Source organism: Stenotrophomonas sp., assembly GCF_059505245.1.
This window is the reverse complement of record NZ_JCACKF010000041.1, coordinates 1-20,465: the sequence shown is the minus strand read 5'-3', so window position 1 is coordinate 20,465 and position 20,465 is coordinate 1. Positions and strand designations below refer to the sequence as shown.

Below are 20,465 nucleotides of genomic sequence, written 5' to 3'. Positions count from 1 at the left end.
GGCACCGGATTCTCCGCAGGCCGGTGCCAACGCATTCCGAGGTTGCAATGAAGCGAGCCCTGCTGCTGGCGGCCCTGGCCAGCCTTTCACCGTTGCTGCACGCCAAGCCTGTGGCGCCCACCATCGAACAGATGGCCGCCTTCCCGGCCATCTCCAGCCTGTCGTTGTCACCAGACGGAAAACACATCGCCGGCCTTCGCGCCGATGGCGAGGAGCGCGTGATCGTGGTTTGGCGGACCGATGCACTGGACAAGCCACCCACGGTGATCGGCGCCAACCGCATGAAGTTCCAGAGCGTGTCGTTCATCAAGAACGGACAGCTGGCCGTCGTGCTGTGGCAACCCTACGACCTGCGCGCCGACCGGGTGACCAAGACCTTCGTCAGCAAGTTCTTCATCACCGACATCGAAGGCAAGCAGTGGAAGGAGCCGATCACGCCGCCGCGCGCCTCCAGTCGCAATGAAGAGCTCGAGCAGGCACTGGCCAACGCCACGGTGCTCGACACCCTGCCCAACGATCCCGACCACATCCTGGTGGTCAACGGTTCGGGCAGCAGTTCCGGTGACGTCTACAAGGTCGACCTGCGCAACTTCACCTCCCAGCGCATCCAGAAGACCGAAGAGCGCGTGGCGGGCTATATCACCGACCTGGACAGTGAACTGCGGGCACGCCTGCGGCAGGACGTCGACGGTACCGGCGCCTACGTCGCCACCGAGTTCCGCTCGCCTGCCAACGGTGCCTGGGAGGAGCATTTCCGCTCCTACGTGAAGAACCGCGACGTCAACCAGGTGATCGGCTTTGCCGATGATCCGAACATCGCGTTCGTACTCAGCAATGTCGGCCGCGACAAATCAATCGTCTACGAGTACGACATCACGGCCCGCAAGCAGAAGGAAGTGCTGTTCGAGCACAAACTGTTCAACGCCGGCTCGATGCTGATCAACCGCCACCGGAGCGGTGCGGTACCCTTCGGCGAGATCATGGGAATCGGCTACGCCGGTCCGCGCGGCGACGACATCCAGTGGACCTCTCCGCGCATGAAGGCCCTGGACCAGGGGCTGCGCCAGGCGCTTGGCATCCGCCAGGAGCCGCTGGCGATGGTCGATACCGCGAACGGCCAGCGCTACACCGCCAACTACGATACAGGCCTGAGCTACCGCATCGTCGACTACACCGCCGATCTTTCCGATGTGCTGGTGGCTACCTCCGGCCCTTCCAACCCGCCCGAGTATCACCTGCTGCACGACGGCAAGCTGACCCTGCTGGCCAAGACCTATCCGCAGATCCAGCCAGCCGCGCTGGGCACCACCCGGCTGGTCTACTACAAGGCACGCGACGGGCTGGACATTCCGGCATTCCTGACCACGCCCAGCACCGAGCTGTGCGGTGCCGGCCCGTGGAAAGCCGTGGTGCATCCGCACGGCGGCCCGTGGGCACGCGATGGCATGGACTTCGACGGCTCGATGTGGGTACCGCTGATGGCATCACGCTGCATGGCGGTCCTGCGCCCGCAGTTCCGCGGCTCGGCCGACTGGGGCCGCAAGCTGTGGATGGCCGGTGATGCCGAATGGGGCCAGAAGATGCAGGACGACAAGGACGATGGCGCGCAGTGGATGATCGACCAGAAGATCGCCCAGCCCGGCCACATCGCCATGTTCGGCTTCTCCTATGGCGGCTACTCGGCGTTCGCGGCTTCGGTGCGTCCCAATGGCCTGTACAAGTGCGCCATCGCCGGTGCCGGCGTTTCGGACATCAAGAAGATCTGGTCGCGCTTCTATACCAACCCGTTCTTCCGCCAGGCCCAGGCGCCGACCGTGGCCGGCCTCAACCCGGTCGACAAGGCCGGTGAAATGAAGATTCCATTGATGGTCTACCACGGTGACCGCGACCGCACGGTGCCGATCGAGCAGTCGGAGTGGTTCGTGAACAAGGCCAGGGGTTCGGGGCAGCCGGTCGAGTTCCACGCCATCGCCGACTACGCGCATGGTCCCGCCTGGACCCGCGCGATCATGGGTGACCAGCTCAGGCTGATCGACGACTACCTGGGCAAGGGCTGCGGCGGCGGCGGCCTGTAAGCCGCACCGCTTCCTGCAAGGGCGCCCACGGGGCGCCCTTGCACGTTCTGGCCCCTTGCGCCCGGACATGACCTTCGACACCCTTGCAGGCCAGGCCGGCGGCGTATCGTTCGGCCCACGGCCGTACCTGCGGCTTCTCCCTGACTCACTCGGCCTGGAGGCCAAGAATAGTGATGACGCGCACTCCCAAGATCGTCCTGCTCAGCCTGGCCGTGTCGGCCGTGCTGGCCGGCTGCGGCAAGAACGAAACCCCGGCCAAGGATGCCGCGACCCCCGCCCCGGCCACCGCCGAAGCCACCACCTACAAGCTGGACGACAGCAAGCTGCCGGCCTACAACGCCTTCCAGCCGAGCGACCTGGACACCACCAAGGACGCGTGCACCGCCTTCGGCGACTACGTCAACAGCAAGTGGCTGGCCGCCAATGAAATCCCGGGCGACCGCACCAGCTGGGGCGCGTTCACCATCCTCGACGAGCGTTCGGTGGCCGTCCAGCACCAGCTGGCCGAACAGGTTGCGCAGGTCAAGAACCCGAACCACATCGAGAAGATCGTCGGCGACCTGTGGGCCACCGGCATGGACGAAGCCAAGATCAACGCCCAGGGCATCGAGCCGCTGAAGGCCGACCTGGCTGCGATCGACGGCCTGCAGGACAAGGCGGCCATCGCCAACTACCTGCGCACCAGCGCCGCCAAGGGTGACAACCTCCTGTTCGGCTTCGGCGCTGAAGCCGACTTCAAGAACTCCGGCGTGAACATGGCCTATGCCAGCCAGGGCGGGCTGGGCCTGCCGGATACCACCTACTACACCGATGCCAAGAACGCCGACAAGCTGAAGGCCTATCAGGCGCATGTCGCCAAGGTGCTGGAGCTGTCCGGCGTGGCCGCGGCCGATGCAGCCAAGCAGGCCGAGGACGTGGTCAAGTTCGAAACCCGCCTGGCCAAGGCCTCCAAGTCGCGCGTGGAGCTGTCGCGCAACGTCGAGCTGTACTACAACCCGGTCACCCTGGCCGACGCCGACAAGCTGACCCCGAACTTCAGCTGGACCGAGTTCTTCAAGTCGCAGGGCGTGGCCGCGCCGGAGAAGTTCTCGCTGGCCATGCCGGCCTTCCATGAGGAAGTGAGCAAGTCGCTGGCCGACACCGATCCGTCGGTGTGGCGCGCCTACCTGCGCTTCCACACCGTGGACAGCGCCTCGCCGTACCTGGCCGATGCCTTCGTGCAGGAGAACTACGAGTTCTACGGCAAGACCCTCAACGGCCAGAAGGAGCAGAAGCCGCGCTGGAAGCGCGTGCTGGGCACCATCGAAAACGATGCCGGTGAAGCCTTCGGCCAGCTGTACGTGAAGGTGGCCTTCTCGCCGGAAGCCAAGGCGAAGATGGAAGAACTGGTGAAGAACCTGGCCGCCTCGCTGAAGGACCGCATCCAGGGCCTGAGCTGGATGAGCGAGGAAACCAAGGCCAAGGCCATCGCCAAGTGGGAAACCTTCACCCCGAAGATCGGTTACCCGGACAAGTGGCGCGACTGGTCGGGCCTGCAGACCCAGCGCGACAGCTACCTGGGCAACGTGCGCGCGGCCAACGAGTTCAACTACAAGTTCAACCTGTCCAAGATCGGCAAGCCGGTGGACAAGACCGAGTGGGGCATGACCCCGCAGACCGTCAACGCCTACTACAACCCGCTGCAGAACGAGATCGTGTTCCCGGCCGCCATCCTGCAGCCGCCGTTCTTCGATCCGAAGGCCGACGACGCGCTGAACTACGGCGGCATCGGTGCGGTGATCGGCCATGAGATGACCCACGGTTACGACGACCAGGGCGCACGCTTCGGGCCGACCGGCAACATGGAAGACTGGTGGACCCCGGCCGACAAGAAGAAATTCGAAGGCCTCACCGGCAAGCTGGTCAAGCAGTTCGACCAGTACAAGGTCGACGGCCAGGCAGTGAACGGCCACCTGACCCTGGGCGAGAACATCGCCGACCTGGGCGGCCTGGCCACCGCCTACGACGCCCTGCAGAAGGCCACCGCCGGCAAGGAAGATGCGAAGGTCGACGGCTTCACCCGCGACCAGCGCTTCTTCTTCAACTGGGCCACCGTGTGGCGCACCAAGTACACCCCGGAAAACGCCAAGGTCCGCCTGGCCACCGACCCGCACGCCCCGGCGCAGTTCCGTGCCATGGGTGCGCCGTCGAACCTGCCGACCTTCGCTGCCGCGTTCCAGTGCAAGGCCGGTTCGCCGATGGCCCGCACCGGCGAGCAGCAGGTGGTGATCTGGTAAGCCACGGCTGACGCTGCGGCAGACCTGCAAAGGCCCGGGAATCCCGGGCCTTTGTTTTTCACAGCGCCCGTCATCCACGCATGGCTCAGGCCGTTGGTAGATGCCGACCCTGGTCGGCGCACGGCCCGGCGGCGCCACCGTGACGCGTGCATGCCGCGCCCATGCACGGCTTGCTATAGTGCGCGCGCCCTCAATCCATCACGGATTCGTTCCACATGCCCAATTTCCGTCCGCTTGCCATCGCCCTGGGCATCAGCCTGGCGACCCTGGTCCCGACCCACGATGCGTTCGCCGCCAAGAAGAAGGCCGCGCGCGCCCCGGCCGTCAGCGCCCAGTGCAGCGACTTCTACGACGCCACCAACGCAGGCTGGCTGAAGGCCAACCCGGTGCCGCAGACCGGTGCCACCACCGCGCTCGGCCAGCTGGTCGAGCGCAGCCGCCAGCAGCAGCGTGAACTGCTCGACGCCGCGATGAAGTCGCCGCAGGGCAACGTGCAGAAGCTGCTGGGCGACTTCTGGGCCAGCGGCCTGGACGAAGCCGCCGTGGAAGCGGACGGCTCCAACCCGATCGCGCCGCTGCTGACCCGCATCAACGCCATCAAGAAGGCCAAGGATGTGCCGGCCTCGATCGCCGCGCTGCACCAGGTGGGCATCCCGGTGGCCTTCAACTTCGGCCCGGACGTCGACCTGAAGGCACTGGACCGCCACATCGGTTACTTCATGCAGGGCGGCATGGGCCTGCCGGACCCGGCGTTCTATACCCGCACCGACGCCGATACCGTGGCGCTGATGGGGCGCTACCGCAACTACGTCAAGCAGATCCTGGCGCTGACCGGCACCCCGGCGGCCAGGCTCGATGCCGAATCGCAGTCGGTGATCGCGCTGGAGACCGAGCTGGCGCGCAATGCGCAGTCGCTGGCCGGCATCAACAACCCGTTCAACAACTACGCGCCGATCTCCACCAAGGAGCTCAACAGCCGTTACCGCAACCTGCAGCTGGACGCGTTCCTGAAGGCACAGGGCGTGGACGACGACCTGGTCTCGCTGGCCGACCCGGGCCTGTTCAAGCAGCTCGATGGCATGGTCACCAAGCTCAAGCCGGACCAGTGGAAGGCCTACCTGCGCTGGCGCGTGGGCGACTCGATGGCACCGTACCTGTCCAAGGCCTACCGCGACGCGGAGTTTGAATTCCGTGGCCGCGTGCTGCGTGGCGAAACGCTGCCGCCGCAGCGCTGGGAAGACGTGCTGGAGGCGATCAACGTGGCCGCCGGCCCGATGGTCGGCCGCGAATATGCGGCCCGTTACCTGTCGGCCGAAGACCGTCGCCAGGCGGCGTGGATCGTCGACAAGCTGCGCGAAGTGCAGATCGAGGCGGTCAAGAACAACAGCTGGATGAGCGCCGAAGCCAAGACCGAAGCGCAGGCCAAGCTGGCTGCGCTGAAGATCGAGATCGGCACCCCGTTGCGCGACCTCGACTACAGCGTGCAGCCGATGGGCCGCGGTTCGTTCGGCGGCAACATGCTGATCGCGTCGACCTGGCGCCACCGCGAGGAAATGAAGCGCATCGGCAAGGGCAACGCCGACCGCCGCTGGGACGTGCTGCCGCAGCAGCCGTCGCTGGCCTACGACCTGGCACAGAACCGCCTGATCGTTACCGCGGCGATCCTGCAGGGCCCGGTGTTCAATGCCAAGGCCGACGCCGCCGACAAGTTCGGCAGCTTCGGTGGCCTGGTCGGCCATGAGCTGACCCGTGCGATCGACGCCAAGGGTGCACTGGTCGACGCCAAGGGCGAACTGCGCAGCTGGTGGACCCCGGCCGACAAGACCGCCTGGACCCTGCTTGGCAACCGCGTGGCCGCGCAGTACAGCGCCTACGATTTCCCGGGCGTGAAGGGTGCCAAGGTCAACGGCACGCTCACCCAGGAAGAGAACCTGGCCGACATCGCCGGTCTGGAACTGGCCTGGGCGGCCTATACCGCGCAGGAGCCGAAGGCCAAGCCGGCACAGCAGCAGGGCTTCTTCCGCGCCTGGTCGGCGTTGTGGGCACAGCAGCTGTCGCCGAACGAGGCCGTGCGCCGCCTGACCGCCGACATCCGCGCGCCGGGCCTGTGGCGCAGCAACGGCACGCTGGCCAACCTGCCGGCATTCGGTGCCACCTTCAGCTGCAAGGCCGGCCAGCCGATGCAGCGCAGCGAAGCCGACCAGATCAAGGTCTGGCGCTGAGCCACGCGCACTACCCGTAGTACAGGGGGCGCCTTCGGGCGCCCTTTTTTGCGGGTGCAGCACGATCCCGGGTTAACACCGCGCGTGCTATCGCTGCGGCTTCGTCCATCGCGGAGCCCCGACATGGCACACAAGAACACGATCTGCCTCTGGTACGACAACGGCGCGCTCGAGGCCGCCACCTTCTACGCCAGCATCCTGCCCGACAGCGCGGTGATCGCCGTGCATCACGCCCCCGGCGACTTTCCGGATGGCAAGGAAGGCAACGTGCTGACGGTCGAGTTCACGGTCTGCGGCATTCCCTGCGTCGGCCTCAACGGCGGCACCGCGTTCAAGCACAGCGAAGCGTTTTCCTTCCAGATCCAGACCGAGGACCAGGCCGAGACCGACCGCCTGTGGGATGCGATCGTCGGCAACGGTGGACTGGAGAGCCAATGCGGCTGGTGCAAGGATCGCTGGGGCATCTCCTGGCAGATCAGCCCGCGCATGTTGATCGAAGCCGTGACCAGCAAGGACAAGGCATTGGCCAAGCGCGCCTTCAACGCGATGATGCCGATGAAGAAGATCGACATCGCCACCATCGAAGCGGCAATCAAAAAAGGGGACGGAGGGGATTAAGTCGTTTCTCCCCATGCCCCGTGTGCAGATGCAGATTGCGACTTAATCCCCTCCGTCCCCTTTTTGCGAGGTGTTGATGTCCTGGGATGCGATCGTCGTTGGTGGCGGCCACAACGGCCTGGTCTGCGCGGCCTATCTGGCGCGCGCTGGAAAGAAGGTGCTGGTGCTGGAACGTCGTGGCGTTCTCGGCGGTGCCGCAGTCACCGAGGAATTCCATCCCGGCTTCCGCAACTCGGTGGCGTCGTACACGGTGTCCCTGCTGCAGCCGAAGGTGATCGACGACCTGCAACTGCATGCGCATGGGCTGCGCATCATCAATCGCCCGGTCAACAACTTCCTGCCGATGGAGGATGGTCGTTACCTGCTGTCGGCACCGGGCCGCACCCAGGCAGAGGTCGCGAAGTTCTCCGAGCGGGATGCGCAGCGGCTTCCCGAATACGAAGCGCGCCTGGAGATCTTCGCCGATGTGCTGCGCGCGTGGGCCCTGCGCGCGCCACCGGATGCCGGCGTTGCGGGTGGTTGGCGCGCGTTGCCTGCGCTGTGGCAGATGGGTCGTCTTGGTCGTGAACTGGCCACGCTGGATGCCTCGCTGCGGCAGGAGCTGCTGGACCTGTTCACGCTGTCGGCAGCCGAGTATCTGGATCGCTGGTTCGAAAGCGAACCGATCAAGGCGCTGTTCGGCTTCGATGGCATCGTCGGCAACTACGCAAGCCCCTATACACCGGGCAGTGCCTACGTACTGCTGCACCACGTATTCGGCCAGTGCAATGGCGTGAAGGGTGCGTGGGGCCATGCGATCGGCGGCATGGGCGCGATCAGCCAGGCGATTGCAGCCTCGGCACGCGAGGCCGGGGCGGAACTGCGCGTGGAGGCCGGCGTGCAGCGCGTGCGAATCGAACAGGGCCGCGCGGTGGGCGTCGAACTGGCCAACGGCGAGATCCTGCGCGCACGCACGGTGGTCGCCAACGTCAATCCGAAACTGCTGTACGAACAATTGCTGGAACCGGCACAGGTACCCAACGCGACACGCGAACGCATGGCGAACTGGCGCTGCGGTTCCGGCACGTTCCGGATGAACGTGGCGCTGTCGCGGCTGCCGGAGTTCCGCGCCCTGCCCGGGCCCGGCGATCACCTCAGCGCCGGCATCATCGTGGCACCCAGCCTGGATTACATGGACCGCGCCTGGCTGGATGCGCGCCGCGACGGTTGGGCGCGCGAACCGATCGTGGAAATGCTGATTCCGAGCACGCTGGACGATTCGCTGGCGCCGCCCGGGCAGCACGTGGCCAGCCTGTTCTGCCAGCATGTGGCGCCGGTGTTGCCTGAAGGCCGCCATTGGGACGATCACCGGGAGACCGTGGCCGACCTGATGATCGCCACCGTCGAACGGCATGCGCCCGGCTTCACCGCCAGCGTGCTCGGTCGGCAGGTGCTGTCGCCGCTGGATCTGGAACGCACCTTCGGCCTGGTCGGCGGCGACATCTTCCACGGCGCACTGAGCGCCAACCAGCTGTTCTCGGCACGGCCGATGGTCGGCCAGGCCGGCTATCGTGGCGCCCTGCCCGGGCTGTACCTGTGCGGTTCGGGCACACACCCCGGCGGTGGCGTCACCGGTGCACCGGGGCACAACGCGGCGCAGGTGGTGTTGCAGGATCTGTAGAGGCGTGCCCACCAACGGTCGGCACCTGCAGCGTCAAATGATCCTTCGGATCATTTGACGCTGCGCAGATGGTTCGGGCGCTTCGGTGGGCCGGGCGGGCGGCGCTTGAACGGCGGCTGCCCGCGCCAGTAGCGGATCAGCAACCAGCCGAACAGCATGCCGCCGAGGTGCGCGAAGTGGGCCACGCCCGGCTGCCAGCCGGTCATGCCCAGCACCAGCTCGCCCACACCGAACAGGATCACGAAAGTGCGCGCCTTCATCGGGATCGGCGGGAACAGCAGCATCACCCGCTGGTTCGGGAACAGCATGCCGTAGGCCAGCAGCAGGCCGAACACGCCGCCGGAGGCGCCCAGCACCGTGGCAGGGTTTTCCAGCAGCGTACCCACCAGCAGCTGGCAGACACCGGCACCGGCCACGCACACCAGGTAGTACAGCAGGAAGCGCTTCTCGCCCCAGGTCTGCTCCAGCGGCGCGCCGAACATGAAGACCGCCAGCATGTTGAAGAACAGATGGCCGAAGCTGCCATGCAGGAAACCGTAAGTCAGCAGCTGCCAAGGCTGGAAGTTGCCCCCCGGCGAGAACGCGTCGAAGCCCTGCTGCAACGGTTGCAGCATGAACGGCTCGAAGGTCTGCATGCCGAGCAGGAACGGCTGCTGCAGCAGGAACAGGATCGCGTTGGCGATCAGCAGGGCCTTGGTGACGGTTGGCAGTCGCGGGAACATGGGAGCACCGGCATGGAACGGCCTCCATCATAGCCGCAGCATCGTGTCTTGTTGGCGACCCGCAGGTCCGGCCTGTTCAGTCGCCAGCGGTGCTCAGCCCGGGCCCCACACCGCTGCGTCCAGCGCCGCCGCCGGATCGGTCGCCGGCATCCGCACCCGGCCGTTCTCCACCCGCACACCCTCGGCGCGCAACCGTTGTGACTGCTCGCGCCAGCCGGCCGACCCTTCTTCCATGGCAATGCGCCCGTCCGAGCGCAGCACGCGGTGCCAGGGCAGGTCCGGGTCGTCGTTCTGGCCCAGGATGCGTGCGGTCAGGCGTGCACGCCCGGGCAGGCCCGCGCGCATCGCCACCTGGCCGTAGCCCATCACCTGCCCCGCCGGGATTGCGCGGATCACCGCCAGGATGCGCGCACGCGCCTGCTCCGGCGTCAGCGCCGCAGGCGGGTCACCAGCAGAACGCCGATCAGCACCAGCACGGTGCCGGCGATCTGCGCCGGCCCCATCGGTTCGTCGAGCAGCCATAGGCTCATCACGATGGTGGAAACAGGGCCCAGCATACCGACCTGCGCGGCCAGCGACGAACCCACGCGCTGCACCGCCAGCATGATCGCCAGCACCGGCAGCACCGTGCACACGGTGGCATTGACCAACGACAGCCACTGCACCGGCGCCGGTGCCTGCCACAGCAGCGGCAGCGGATGGGTCACCGCGAAATGCAGCAGCACCAGCACGCTGGCCACGCAGCTGGCATAAGCGGTCAGCCGCACCGCACCGATGCGCGCGACCACCTGCCCACTGCCGAACAGGTACAGCGCATAGCTGAGGGCACTGCCCAGCACCAGCAGGCTGCCGACGATGATCTGCCCACCCTCGCGCTGCAGATCGTGGCCGAAGGCCAGCAGCACGCCGAGGTAGCTCAGCACCAGCGCACCGATCTGCCAGCGGCCCGGCCGCTGGCGCGCCAGCAGCACGTTGATCAGCAGTACCAGGGTCGGGTTCAAGTACAGGATCAGCCGCTCCAGGGTCACGCTGATGTACTGCAGTCCCTGGAAGTCGAGCAGGCTGGACAGGTAGTAGCCGGTGAAGCCCAGCCACAGCACGCGGGCACGGTCGGCCCAGGACAACGGCTCGGCCCGGCGCGCGGCCCACGCTGCCATCAACGCGAACAGGGGCAGCGCCATCAGCATGCGCAGGGCGAGCAGCGTGGTGGCATCGACGCCGTGGCGCAGGCCGAGCTTGACGATGATCGCCTTGCCCGACGCGGCGATGGCGCCGATCGCGGCCAGGCCGATGCCGCCCAGCGCAATGCGTGGGGAAGCAGTGGCGATGCGGGAAGCGGGAGTGGACATCAGGACGACGGCGGGCCGCGCAGAGCGGCCCGGTAAGGCGTGGGGGACGCTCATTGTCGCATGGGGGCGCCCGCTGCCCTGTAGAGCCGAGCCTGCGCTCGGCGTCGCCAGGCCGGTGCGAAAGGCTGCCGAGCAGGGCTCGGCCCCACAACATCCCGGCTCAGCGCATCAGCACCACTTCTTCGGCCGAGGTCGGGTGGATCGCCACGGTGTCGTCGAACTGGGCCTTGGTCGCGCCCATCTTCACCGCCACCGCAAAGCCCTGCAGGATCTCGTCGGCCGCTTCGCCCAGCAGGTGGATGCCTACCACGCGTTCTTCCGGACCGGCACAGACCATCTTGAACAGGCTGCGCTGGGTACCATTGGCCAGCGCCTGCAGCATCGGGCGGAAGCGGCTGTGGTAGACGCTCACCTGGTCGAAACGCCGGCGCGCTTCTTCCTCGCTCATGCCCACCGCGCCCAGCGGCGGATGCGAGAACACCACGCTGGCCACGTTCTCGTAATCCATTTTGGACTGCGGGCGCCCCCCGAACAGGCGGTCCATCAGCCGCCGCGAAGCGGCCACCGCCACCGGGGTCAGGCCGACCTTGCCGGCGATGTCACCGACCGCGTGCACGCTCGGCACGCGGGTGGTCTGCCACTCGTCCACCTGCACCTGCTCGTGCTCGCCGATGTCGATGCCGAGCGCTTCCAGACCCAGGCCACGGCTGTTGCCCCGGCGGCCGGCAGCGAAGAACACCGCATCGAACACACTGTCGATCGGGCCGTCATGGCCGAACGCCCGCACGCGCTCGCCATCGCGCTGCAGTTCGCGCAGGCGATAGTCGAAATGGATCCGCACGCCCTGCTGTTTCAGGTTCTCGGCCAGCTGATCGGTCAGCTCGTAATCGAAACGCTCCAGCAGGCGCTTGCCGCGCACCAGCAGGCTCACGCGGCTGCCGAGCGCCTGCAGCAGGCCAGCCAGCTCCACCGCGATGTAACCACCACCGATGATCGCCACCTCAGCCGGCGCCGCACGCAGGTCGAAGAAATCATCGGAGACCAGGCCCAGCTCCGCGCCGGGAATATCCGGACGCAGTGGATGCGCGCCAGTGGCGATCAGGATGTGTTCGGCGCTGTAGCGCACGCCATCACTGCAGGCCACGGTGTGCGCATCAAGCAGATGGCCACGTGCCGGAATGCGCACCACGCCGGTTTCGTCCAGGCGCTTGTGGTAGCTGGTGTGGATGTTGCTGATGTAGGCCTGGCGATGGATCACCAGTTCCTTCCACGACAGCGCCGGGCGTGCCTCGACATCGAAGCCCATCGCATTGGCCAGGCCGATGCGCTCGTGCAGGTCGGCCGCCAGCCACATCGCCTTCTTCGGCACGCAGCCGACATTGACACAGGTTCCGCCCAGTTCGCCGGGTTCCAGCATTGCCACGCGCTTGCCGTGCTGCGCGGCGCGGATCGCGCCGGCCAGGCCGGCGGAGCCGCCGCCAAGGACGATCAGATCGTAATCATAGGATGCAGTGCTCATCGGAATCGCTCGGGTCGGTAAGGGGCAGGATCGATCGCTGGCGTGTGGCCGCAGACGAGATCGGCGATCCGCTGGCCGATGCCGGCGCTCATGCTGACGCCGAGCATGCCATGCCCCGCTGCAGGCCAGACGTGAGGATGCGCGGGCGCGCGGCCGATCGGCACAGCGCGTGCGCGCTCATCGCTCACCCCTGCTTCGTCCTGCGCCGCATCGGTGGCCACTGCCGGTAGGTCATTGCACGCCACAGCCATTCCATCGGACCAAAGCGGAAGCGCGCCAGCCACGCGTGCGAAACAGCCACCTGCACGGCAAACAACAGCAGCGCGAACAGCAGCTGCACGCTGCGCGGCATCATCTCGAACCTGCCCAGGCCGTAGTGGTAGAAGGTCCAGGTACACAGCAGCGACTGGCCAAGATAGTGGGTCAACGCCATGCGCCCCACCGGCGCCAGCCACGCCAGCCGCGTGCGCCAGTGCACGATCCACGCCAGGTAGCCCAGGCACATCGGCAGCCCGCCAACCGTGACCAGGGCCATCGCCGCGGTCACCGGCAGGTTGTAGGCGCCGGGTGCAAGGTAGGGTTTCCAGGCAACCCCCAGCAGCGTGACCAGCAGCCCCAGCGGCAGTGCGATCCAGCGCAGCGACGCGTACAGCCGCGGGAAGCGCTCCGGCGTCGCCAGCGCGCCACTGCCGGCGAACCAGCTGCCGAGCAGGAACATGCCCAGCACTTCCGGGCCGCTGATCAGCAACGCGCCCATCGAGGTGCCGAACTCGCTCAGGCGCTGCACAGTGGCCTGCGCCCAGCTGCCCTGCCCGTACACCTGCCGCTGCAGGTCGATGCTCTGCTGCGCCTCGGCAAGCATGCCCTGCACCTCTTCGGCCGACGCCATCGACACCATCGCACCCACCAGCAGCATCATCGCTACACCGCCGAGGTAGACGATCACGCCCATCCACGGCAGCCAGCTGCGCGGCGCCTCGCGGCAGGCCAGCAAGGGCAACGAGACCAGCGCATACATCACCAGGATGTCGCCGGACCAGACCAGCAGTGCATGGCACAGGCCGATCAGCAGCAGGCCGGCGCTGCGGCGCAGGTAGAACGGGGTGAAGTCGCGCCCGGCCACCTCGGCGCGTTGTGCCATCACCGCAAAGCCGGCACCGAACAGCAGCGAGAACAGGGTGAAGAACTTGCCCTGCACGAACACATAGACGAAGGCGTCGGCCCAGTAATCGATGCCCCGCCAGTGCACGTCAATGCCGGTGAAGGCCAGGTCCAGCGGGCCGCTGAAAGCCTCGATGTTCATCAGCAGGATGCCCAGCAGCGCAGCACCGCGCAGCACGTCCAGCACGGCGATGCGTTCGCCGGAAGCCACCGGCTGCAGGGAAGGAGAAGCGGCGTTCACGGGGCGTCCGTCAGGCAGGTCCGCCATTATGCCGCCGGCCCGTGCACCATGGATGGCCGCGGCGTGTTCCAGAAACGCAACGGCCCGCCGAAGCGGGCCATTGCTGCCATCACGATCGCGCTGCGATCAGTGCTGGTGACCGCCGTCGCCGTGGACGTGGCCGTGGTCCAGCTCTTCCTTGCCGGCTTCGCGCACGTCGACGATTTCGACGTCGAAGTGCAGGTCCTTGCCAGCCATCGGATGGTTCAGGTCAACGTCGACGACGCTCATGCCGACCTTCTGCACGGTCACCGCACGCGGGCCGAAGTTGGTCTGCAGCACGACCTGCTGGCCCGGCGCCAGCTTGGTATTGCCGAAGTGCTTCTTCGGCACGCGCTGGGACAGGCCCTCACGACGCTCGCCGTAGGCATCGGCCGCCTTGACGTCGACGTTGAAGGTCGCGCCGGCTTCCTTGTCCATCATGGCGTTTTCCAGGCCCGGGATGATGTTGCCGTGACCGATCAGGATCGCCAGCGGCTCGCCGCGGTCCTTGGACGATTCGATCGGCTCCTGGCCGACTTCGGAAACGGTGTAGTGGAAGCGGACAACGCGGTCTTTTTCGATCTTCATGCGCAACTCTGTCTGGATCTGCCGGAGGCAGGCGGGTTGGGGCGGGTTGTCGCCCGGCGGGGACGCCGCCATCATGACGGCCAATCCAAGGTGGCGCATTATCCGGAGATCATGCACATCACGCCAGTTTCGTCCGGCCAGCGCCGGTTTCTCGCCCCGGCCCTGCTGCTGGCCCTGCCCCTGTTGATGACCGCCTGTGGCGGTGGCAAGGCCACCCGCCCGGCCCCGCCCCCGCCCACGGCGAACTGGCCAAAGACCGTGCCGGACAACCCCGAGGCTGCCAACTCGGTGCTGATGCGCGCCATCAGCCTGGTCGGCACGCCCTACCGCTATGGCGGCAACACTCCGGATTCGGGCTTCGACTGCAGCGGCCTGGTCGCTTATGTCTATCGCGAGATGCTGGACCTGCGGCTGCCGCGCACCTCCCGCGACCTGGCGGCGGTGCAGGGCCCGAAGATCGACCCGCAGCGCCTGGCCACCGGCGACCTGGTGTTCTTCGGCAGCCGCGGCAGCGTCACCCACGTCGGTATTTATGTAGGTGAAGGGCGCTTCGTGCATGCGCCGAGCACCGGCGGCACCGTGCGCCTGGACTCGCTCAGCGGTCCCTACTGGAAGGACCACTACACAGGGGCGAAACGCGTCCTTCGCTAAAATGAACAGGCGATATATTCAAAACTGTGACGAACATCACTGTGTAACTAACGAATTACTAACGGAATTTTTAACTTATCCGCGCTTTTACAGGGCATGATGCCCCATCGTTTTTTTCCTGTGACCGACGCGTGACGACTGACGACCTGAAAAGCGAAGGCCAGACTTCCGTATCTTCACGTAGTGCCCACCCGCTGTTGCTTGGCCTGGCACTGTGTCTGACCAGCCTTCCGGCCTGGTCGCAGACTGCTCCGAACCGTTCCGATGTGACCCCGGCCCCGGTGGCCGAGAGCACCGCCCGACCGGCCGCCAAGGCCGAGGCTGCCGCTCCGCAGCGCAGCCGCGTCGATGCCGCCGCCAGTGCCACGCTGGCCGCCCTGCTGCCGCACCTGGCCGCCAACGACACCATTCCGCTGATGGACCGCTCGGCCGTGGTGGCCGGCGACCTCAGCCGCCTGCTCGCCAACTACGACACCAGCAGCGCCGCCAATGGCAGCGTCGTCGGCACCGCCGCCGACAACGGCAAGGTGCAGTCGCTGCTGCGCCGCGCGATGACCCTGCTGGGCACCCCGTACCGTTGGGGTGGCAGCAACCCGGACAGCGGTTTCGACTGCAGCGGCCTGGTCGGTTATGTGTTCCGTTCGGCCCTGGGCATCGAACTTCCGCGCGTCTCGCGCGAGATGGCCCACGATGACAATGCCGAACTGATCAACGACCGCACCGCGCTGGCCGCGGGTGATCTGGTGTTCTTCGGCCGCAAGGGCCGCGTCGACCACGTCGGCATCTACGTCGGCGATGGCCGTTTCCTGCATGCGCCGAGCTCGGGCAAGGACGTCCGCGTGGACACCCTGCTCAGTGGCTACTGGGGCAACAAGTTCATGCAGGCCCGCCGCGTCGACCTCTGACCGGCTGGCGTCACAGCGCCGCCTGATACGCAAAGCAAAGCCGCTGCCCTGCAGCGGCTTTTTTGTTGGGCCCGCGTAATGGTGGGTAGCTGCCGACCTTGGTCGGCACCGCCTCCATCCACGCATGGCGTGGATCTACCACGGTCGGCAGCGCGTCAGCCATCTCCCAAACGAAAGGCCCGCCGGTCAGGGCGGGCCTTTCATCTCCACGCAACCTCAGCTGCGTGGCGGTGTCGGGTCAGGATCGTCCACGCCCACATTGCTGGACGGATTGTCATACACCGCCTGGTCCAGCAGCCCGGTTTCCTTGGCCACGATCACCGGCACCAGCATCTGGCCGGTCACATTCGTCATCGTGCGCATCATGTCGAGGATGCGGTCGATGGCATACAGATAGCCGATGGTCTCCAGCGGCAGGTTGGCTGCGCTCAGCACCACCGTGGCCATGATCACCGCGGTACCCGGCACGCCGGCCGTACCGAAGCTGCCCAGCACCGAGGCGATCAGCACCACCACGTACTGCTCCGGGGTCAGCGGCACACCGCTGTACTGCGCGATGAACACCGCGCACAGCGCCGGATAGATCGCGCCGCAGCCATCCATCTTGATGCTGGCGCCCAGCGGCACCGCGAATGAACCGTAGTCCTTGTTCACGCCCAGGTTGTGGGTGATCGAACGCAGCGCCACCGGCATCGCGGCGAAGCTGGACGAGCTGACGAAGGCCACCTGCATGCCCGGCGCCGCGCCGCGGAAGAACTTCAGCGGGTTCAGGCCGTGCGCCAGCAGCAGCGCGCTGTAGACCACCACGATGTGCAGGGCGCAGGCCACGTACAGGGCCAGCACGAAATGGCCCAGCGGCAGCAGCTTCTCGAAGCCATAGCTGCCGACCAGGCCGGCGATCAGGCCGAAGGTACCGATCGGGGTGACTTCCAGCACGAAGCGGGTCACCTGGATCATGATGTCGCTCATCTGGCCGACCAGCTTGCGCGCCTCGGTCACCTTCTCGCCCAGCTTGACGATGGCAAAGCCCACCAGGCCGGCGAAGAAGATCACCGGCAGGATCGAGCCGCGACCGGCCGCCAGTACGGTCTCACCGGCCGCATTGACCTTGGTACCGATGCCGGACAGCGCGTAGAAGACATTGGCCGGCACCACGTCCAGCAGCACCTGCACCACACTGGGCACTTCGCGCGGCACGTAGTTGCTGGCCATGGTCAGCTGCAGCCCGCCGGCACCGGGCTGCAGCACGGTCCCCACGCCCAGCCCAACGCATACCGCCAGCGCCGCGGTGATCACGAACCACAGGAAGGTGCGGCCACTGAGCGCGGCGACCGACTTCTGCCCGTGCAGCGACGAGATCGCGTTGATGACCGCGAAGAACACCAGCGGCACGGCGATCATCTTGATCAGGGTGACGTACAGCTCACCGAGCGGGCCGAACCACGTTTCCGCGGCCGGGCCAAGCGCCCAGCCGGCCAGCGCGCCGAGCACGAAGCCACCGACCACGCGCTGCCAGAATGGAATCCGCAGCCAGGCAGAGACCAGCTTCATAGGCAATCCAGAGGGGAAGGAAGGGATGCTGGCACGATAGCCCAAGGCGGCCCGCAGAACGACCGCCCGGCCGGCAAATCAGTGTGTCATCGGCGTGCCTTGCAGGGGCGGGCATAATGAACGTCCCGTTACAGTTTGTGAGATCCCAGCGTCCATGCGCCGTTCCGTCTCCCTGTTGGCCGCCTGCGCCACCACCCTGCTGCTGGGCGCCTGCGCCAGCACCACCCCCGCCTCTGCCCCGGCCGGCCTGAAGGTCGCCGTCGACCCGGTCGCCCATCCGGCCGGCGAGACCCCGCAATGGTGGTACCGCAGTGGCGCCGCCCAGGCCGCCGCCAAAGGCGCGATGTCCGGCAAGGCGAAGAACGTCATCCTGTTCCTCGGCGACGGCATGAGCCTGACCACCGTGGCCGCCTCGCGCATCTACGAAGGCCAGCAGAAGGGTGGCTCGGGCGAGGAGAACCTGCTGTCCTGGGAGCGCTTCCCGGCCACGGCGTTCAGCAAGACCTACAACACCGATTCGCAGACGCCGGATTCGGCCGGCACCATGACCGCCATCACCACCGGCGTGAAGACCCACATGGGCGCGATCGGTGTCAGCGCCGGCAGCCGCACCGACTGCGCCGACAGCCTGTCCAAGGGCCTGCTGACCTGGCTGCAGCTGGCCGACAGCGCCGGTCTGGCCACCGGTGTGGTGTCCACCGCGCGCCTGACCCATGCCACCCCTGCTGCCACCTATGCGCACTCGCCCGAGCGCAACTGGGAAAACGACACCGACCTGACTGAAGCGGCCAAGGCTGCAGGCTGCAAGGACATCGCACAGCAGCTGCTGTCGACCTCGCGTTATGGGCGCGGCCCGCTGGTCGCTCTCGGCGGCGGTCGCGGTGAATTCACCACCGTGGAAGAGCGCGATCCGGAATACGACGACAAGGTCGGCCAGCGCCTGGATGGCCGCAGCCTGGTGCAGGAATGGCAGCAGGCGCACCCGCAGGGTGCCTACGTGTGGAACAGCAAGCAGCTGGCGGCGGCCGCCAATGCGCCGGCCATCCTCGGCCTGTTCGAACCGGACCACATGCGCTACGAATACGAGCGCCCGCAGGATCCGGGCGGTGAGCCGAGCCTGGCCGAACTGACGGCTGCAGCGATCAGGAATCTGGCCAGGCACCAGGAAGGCTACGTGCTGATGATCGAAGGCGCGCGCATCGACCACGCCAACCACAGCGGCAACGCCTACCGTGCACTGACCGAGACCGTGGCGCTGTCCGACGCGGTGCGCGTGGCCAACGAACTGACCTCGGCCGACGACACCCTGATCATCGTCACCGCCGACCACTCGCATACGCTGAACTTCGTCGGCTACCCGGCACGTGGCAATCCGATCCTGGGCAAGGTGAAGGACAAGGGCGGCGAAGATGGTGCCGGCAAGCTGGACTACGCGCTGGACGGCACCGGCCAGCCGTACACCACGCTGAGCTATGCCAACGGCCCGGGCCATACCGGCAGCAGCAACCAGCAGCCGGCCGGCCCGAAGCGTTACCCGCACAACCCGAGCAGCTTCGAACCGGCCAACGGCCGCCCGAACCTGCGCGAGGTCGACACCGAGCATCCGGACTACATGCAGGAAGCACTGGTGCCGATGAAGTCCGAATCGCACGGTGGTGAGGATGTCGGCATCTGGGCGCGTGGCCCGGGCAGCAAGGCGATCCGCGGCACGCTGGAACAGAACGCGATCTATCACATGATCGTGCAGGCCACCCCGGCCCTGCGCGAGCGCCTGTGCCAGGCCGGCACCTGCGATGACAAGGGCGTGCCGGTGCAGCTGCCGGCACCGACGGCCTTCGAGCGCAAGGCCGAGGCCAAGTGATCGTGCGGCAGGCCCGCCTCGACCGCGGCCGCTTCGCGCGGTCGCTGGTCCTGCTCGGCGTACTGGCCGGTTCCAGCGCGCTGGCGCAGGCGCCGGCCTGCAAGCTGCTGACCGACGAACACGGGTTGTGGCCGCTGCCCAACTGCGAGGTGGTCGATCACCGGCCGAAGATCAGCGCCGATGCGCTGAAGGACCTGAACTACGACGACCACGGCCTGGCCGTGGTGTATGCCGACCAGGGCTTCCACTACGTCGACCGCAAGGGCCGCAGCCTGCCTGTGCTGACCTGGGACAACGGCCCGGAAACACCGCAGGAAGGCCTGCTGCGCGGCCGCGTCGGCAACCGCGTCGGCTACTTCGACCTGACCTTCCGCCAGGTGGTGCCCGGCACCTACGATTTCGGGTGGCCGTTCCAGGATGGCGTGGCCGAGGTCTGCAACGGCTGTCGGCGCGGCACGCCAGATGCCGATGGCCACACGCCGATGGAAGGCGGGGAGTGGTTCCGCATCGACCGCGCGGGCCGTCGGGTGAAGTAGGTTTTTCGGCAGGGCTGCGCCCTGCACCTGCCGATGCAACGGCAACGGCCGAAGCAACAGCAACAGCGTGCATTCCGTGGGATGGCGGGGCGGCCGGCAACCACGGCGGTTGCTGTTGCTCCTGGTAGGTGTCGAGCTTGGTCGACACGATTTTTCTCTCAGATATCGAATTGAATACGGGGTCAGATCCGTTTTCCGCAGGAAAACGGATCTGACCCCAAGAGCCATTCCGACAGTTCGCAGGACACTGTCAAAGGCGGGATGGGTCCGGTTGCGGGAGTGTCCGCGGCATGGATGCCGCGGCCAAGCCCCCATGGGTGAGGGCGCTTTGCTTGCGAAGCACTGCTTCGCAAGCGCCCGAACGCACAGCCGCCAGCGGCTGGGCCGGCCTGGGGGTTTACGGCGTCTCCCGCAACCGGCCCCACCCCGCCTTCCCTCAGGAAACCAGCTTCTGCTGTTGCTGTTGCTGTTGCTGTTGCTGTTGCTGTTGCTGTTGCTGTTGCTGTTGC

The 20,465-nt window shown here is 66.8% G+C and carries 17 protein-coding genes and 1 pseudogene; 9 read left to right on the top strand and 9 right to left on the bottom strand.

The features are described from left to right. Window positions 1-47 precede the first annotated feature (47 nt). The 5 genes from AC5JLE_RS15695 to AC5JLE_RS15675 all read left to right on the top strand — a co-directional run bounded on the left by AC5JLE_RS15695 (window position 48) and on the right by AC5JLE_RS15675 (window position 8,851). A complete protein-coding gene (locus tag AC5JLE_RS15695; RefSeq protein ID WP_241884329.1) occupies window positions 48-2,075 on the top strand; it encodes an alpha/beta hydrolase family protein in 2,028 nt (675 codons plus the stop codon). Window positions 2,076-2,248: 173 nt separating this feature from the next. Continuing rightward, window positions 2,249-4,351 (top strand): M13 family metallopeptidase, encoded by a 2,103-nt coding sequence (locus AC5JLE_RS15690; RefSeq protein ID WP_496065451.1) that lies wholly within the window; start codon window positions 2,249-2,251, stop codon window positions 4,349-4,351. A 215-nt stretch (window positions 4,352-4,566) separates the two neighbouring features. Then, window positions 4,567-6,573: a M13 family metallopeptidase gene (locus AC5JLE_RS15685; RefSeq protein WP_069116157.1), complete on the top strand. Its 2,007-nt coding sequence runs from the start codon at window positions 4,567-4,569 to the stop codon at window positions 6,571-6,573. Between the two features lie 123 nt (window positions 6,574-6,696). Continuing rightward, window positions 6,697-7,191: a VOC family protein gene (locus tag AC5JLE_RS15680; RefSeq protein ID WP_401734157.1), complete on the top strand. Its 495-nt coding sequence runs from the start codon at window positions 6,697-6,699 to the stop codon at window positions 7,189-7,191. Between the two features lie 76 nt (window positions 7,192-7,267). Further along, the gene (locus tag AC5JLE_RS15675) at window positions 7,268-8,851 is read left to right on the top strand and encodes a phytoene desaturase family protein (RefSeq protein ID WP_496065450.1); all 1,584 of its coding nucleotides are present in this window, start codon (window positions 7,268-7,270) and stop codon (window positions 8,849-8,851) included. 50 nt (window positions 8,852-8,901) lie between these two features. Here AC5JLE_RS15675 and AC5JLE_RS15670 read toward each other — a convergent pair whose 3' ends face one another. The 7 genes and pseudogenes from AC5JLE_RS15670 to AC5JLE_RS15640 all read right to left on the bottom strand — a co-directional run bounded on the left by AC5JLE_RS15670 (window position 8,902) and on the right by AC5JLE_RS15640 (window position 14,452). Beyond that, window positions 8,902-9,573 carry a rhomboid family intramembrane serine protease gene (locus AC5JLE_RS15670; protein ID WP_014647919.1) on the bottom strand — a complete coding sequence of 224 codons (672 nt, stop codon included), beginning with the start codon at window positions 9,571-9,573 and terminating at the stop codon, window positions 8,902-8,904. A gap of 93 nt (window positions 9,574-9,666) precedes the next feature. Beyond that, the gene (locus tag AC5JLE_RS15665; RefSeq protein WP_401730001.1) at window positions 9,667-10,095 is read right to left on the bottom strand and encodes an MGMT family protein; all 429 of its coding nucleotides are present in this window, start codon (window positions 10,093-10,095) and stop codon (window positions 9,667-9,669) included. Next, window positions 10,002-10,922: a DMT family transporter gene (locus AC5JLE_RS15660; RefSeq protein WP_014647921.1), complete on the bottom strand. Its 921-nt coding sequence runs from the start codon at window positions 10,920-10,922 to the stop codon at window positions 10,002-10,004. The genes AC5JLE_RS15665 and AC5JLE_RS15660 overlap by 94 nt, the downstream gene beginning before the upstream one ends. A gap of 160 nt (window positions 10,923-11,082) precedes the next feature. Next, the gene (gorA, locus tag AC5JLE_RS15655) at window positions 11,083-12,441 is read right to left on the bottom strand and encodes a glutathione-disulfide reductase (protein ID WP_032957466.1); all 1,359 of its coding nucleotides are present in this window, start codon (window positions 12,439-12,441) and stop codon (window positions 11,083-11,085) included. Next, window positions 12,438-12,599: pseudogene (locus tag AC5JLE_RS15650) on the bottom strand (amino acid dehydrogenase); the annotation flags it as partial. The pseudogene AC5JLE_RS15650 and the gene gorA, both read right to left, overlap by 4 nt. A 26-nt stretch (window positions 12,600-12,625) precedes the next feature. After that, a complete protein-coding gene (locus AC5JLE_RS15645; protein WP_041863671.1) occupies window positions 12,626-13,870 on the bottom strand; it encodes a DUF418 domain-containing protein in 1,245 nt (414 codons plus the stop codon). Window positions 13,871-13,969: 99 nt separating this feature from the next. Then, window positions 13,970-14,452, bottom strand: coding sequence for an FKBP-type peptidyl-prolyl cis-trans isomerase (locus tag AC5JLE_RS15640; RefSeq protein WP_014647924.1), 483 nt, complete (start codon window positions 14,450-14,452; stop codon window positions 13,970-13,972). A 111-nt stretch (window positions 14,453-14,563) separates the two neighbouring features. Between AC5JLE_RS15640 and AC5JLE_RS15635 the strand changes: the two genes are divergently transcribed. Together AC5JLE_RS15635 and AC5JLE_RS15630 are read left to right on the top strand one after the other, a co-directional pair. Then, the gene (locus tag AC5JLE_RS15635; RefSeq protein WP_026347086.1) at window positions 14,564-15,103 is read left to right on the top strand and encodes a C40 family peptidase; all 540 of its coding nucleotides are present in this window, start codon (window positions 14,564-14,566) and stop codon (window positions 15,101-15,103) included. Window positions 15,104-15,234: 131 nt separating this feature from the next. Further along, window positions 15,235-16,008, top strand: coding sequence for a C40 family peptidase (locus AC5JLE_RS15630; RefSeq protein WP_496065449.1), 774 nt, complete (start codon window positions 15,235-15,237; stop codon window positions 16,006-16,008). A gap of 10 nt (window positions 16,009-16,018) precedes the next feature. Here the strand turns inward: AC5JLE_RS15630 and AC5JLE_RS15625 are convergent, their stop codons facing one another. Both AC5JLE_RS15625 and AC5JLE_RS15620 read right to left on the bottom strand, forming a co-directional pair. Continuing rightward, window positions 16,019-16,171 (bottom strand): hypothetical protein, encoded by a 153-nt coding sequence (locus AC5JLE_RS15625; protein WP_153643432.1) that lies wholly within the window; start codon window positions 16,169-16,171, stop codon window positions 16,019-16,021. Between the two features lie 53 nt (window positions 16,172-16,224). Then, window positions 16,225-17,559 (bottom strand): dicarboxylate/amino acid:cation symporter, encoded by a 1,335-nt coding sequence (locus tag AC5JLE_RS15620; protein WP_014647927.1) that lies wholly within the window; start codon window positions 17,557-17,559, stop codon window positions 16,225-16,227. A gap of 154 nt (window positions 17,560-17,713) precedes the next feature. On the opposite strand from AC5JLE_RS15620, the gene AC5JLE_RS15615 reads away from it, so the two are divergent. Together AC5JLE_RS15615 and AC5JLE_RS15610 are read left to right on the top strand one after the other, a co-directional pair. Further along, window positions 17,714-19,420 carry an alkaline phosphatase gene (locus tag AC5JLE_RS15615; RefSeq protein WP_496065448.1) on the top strand — a complete coding sequence of 569 codons (1,707 nt, stop codon included), beginning with the start codon at window positions 17,714-17,716 and terminating at the stop codon, window positions 19,418-19,420. After that, a complete protein-coding gene (locus AC5JLE_RS15610; RefSeq protein WP_032960809.1) occupies window positions 19,417-19,956 on the top strand; it encodes a WG repeat-containing protein in 540 nt (179 codons plus the stop codon). Before AC5JLE_RS15615 ends, AC5JLE_RS15610 begins: the two co-directional genes overlap by 4 nt. The last annotated feature ends 509 nt before the right edge of the window (window positions 19,957-20,465 follow it).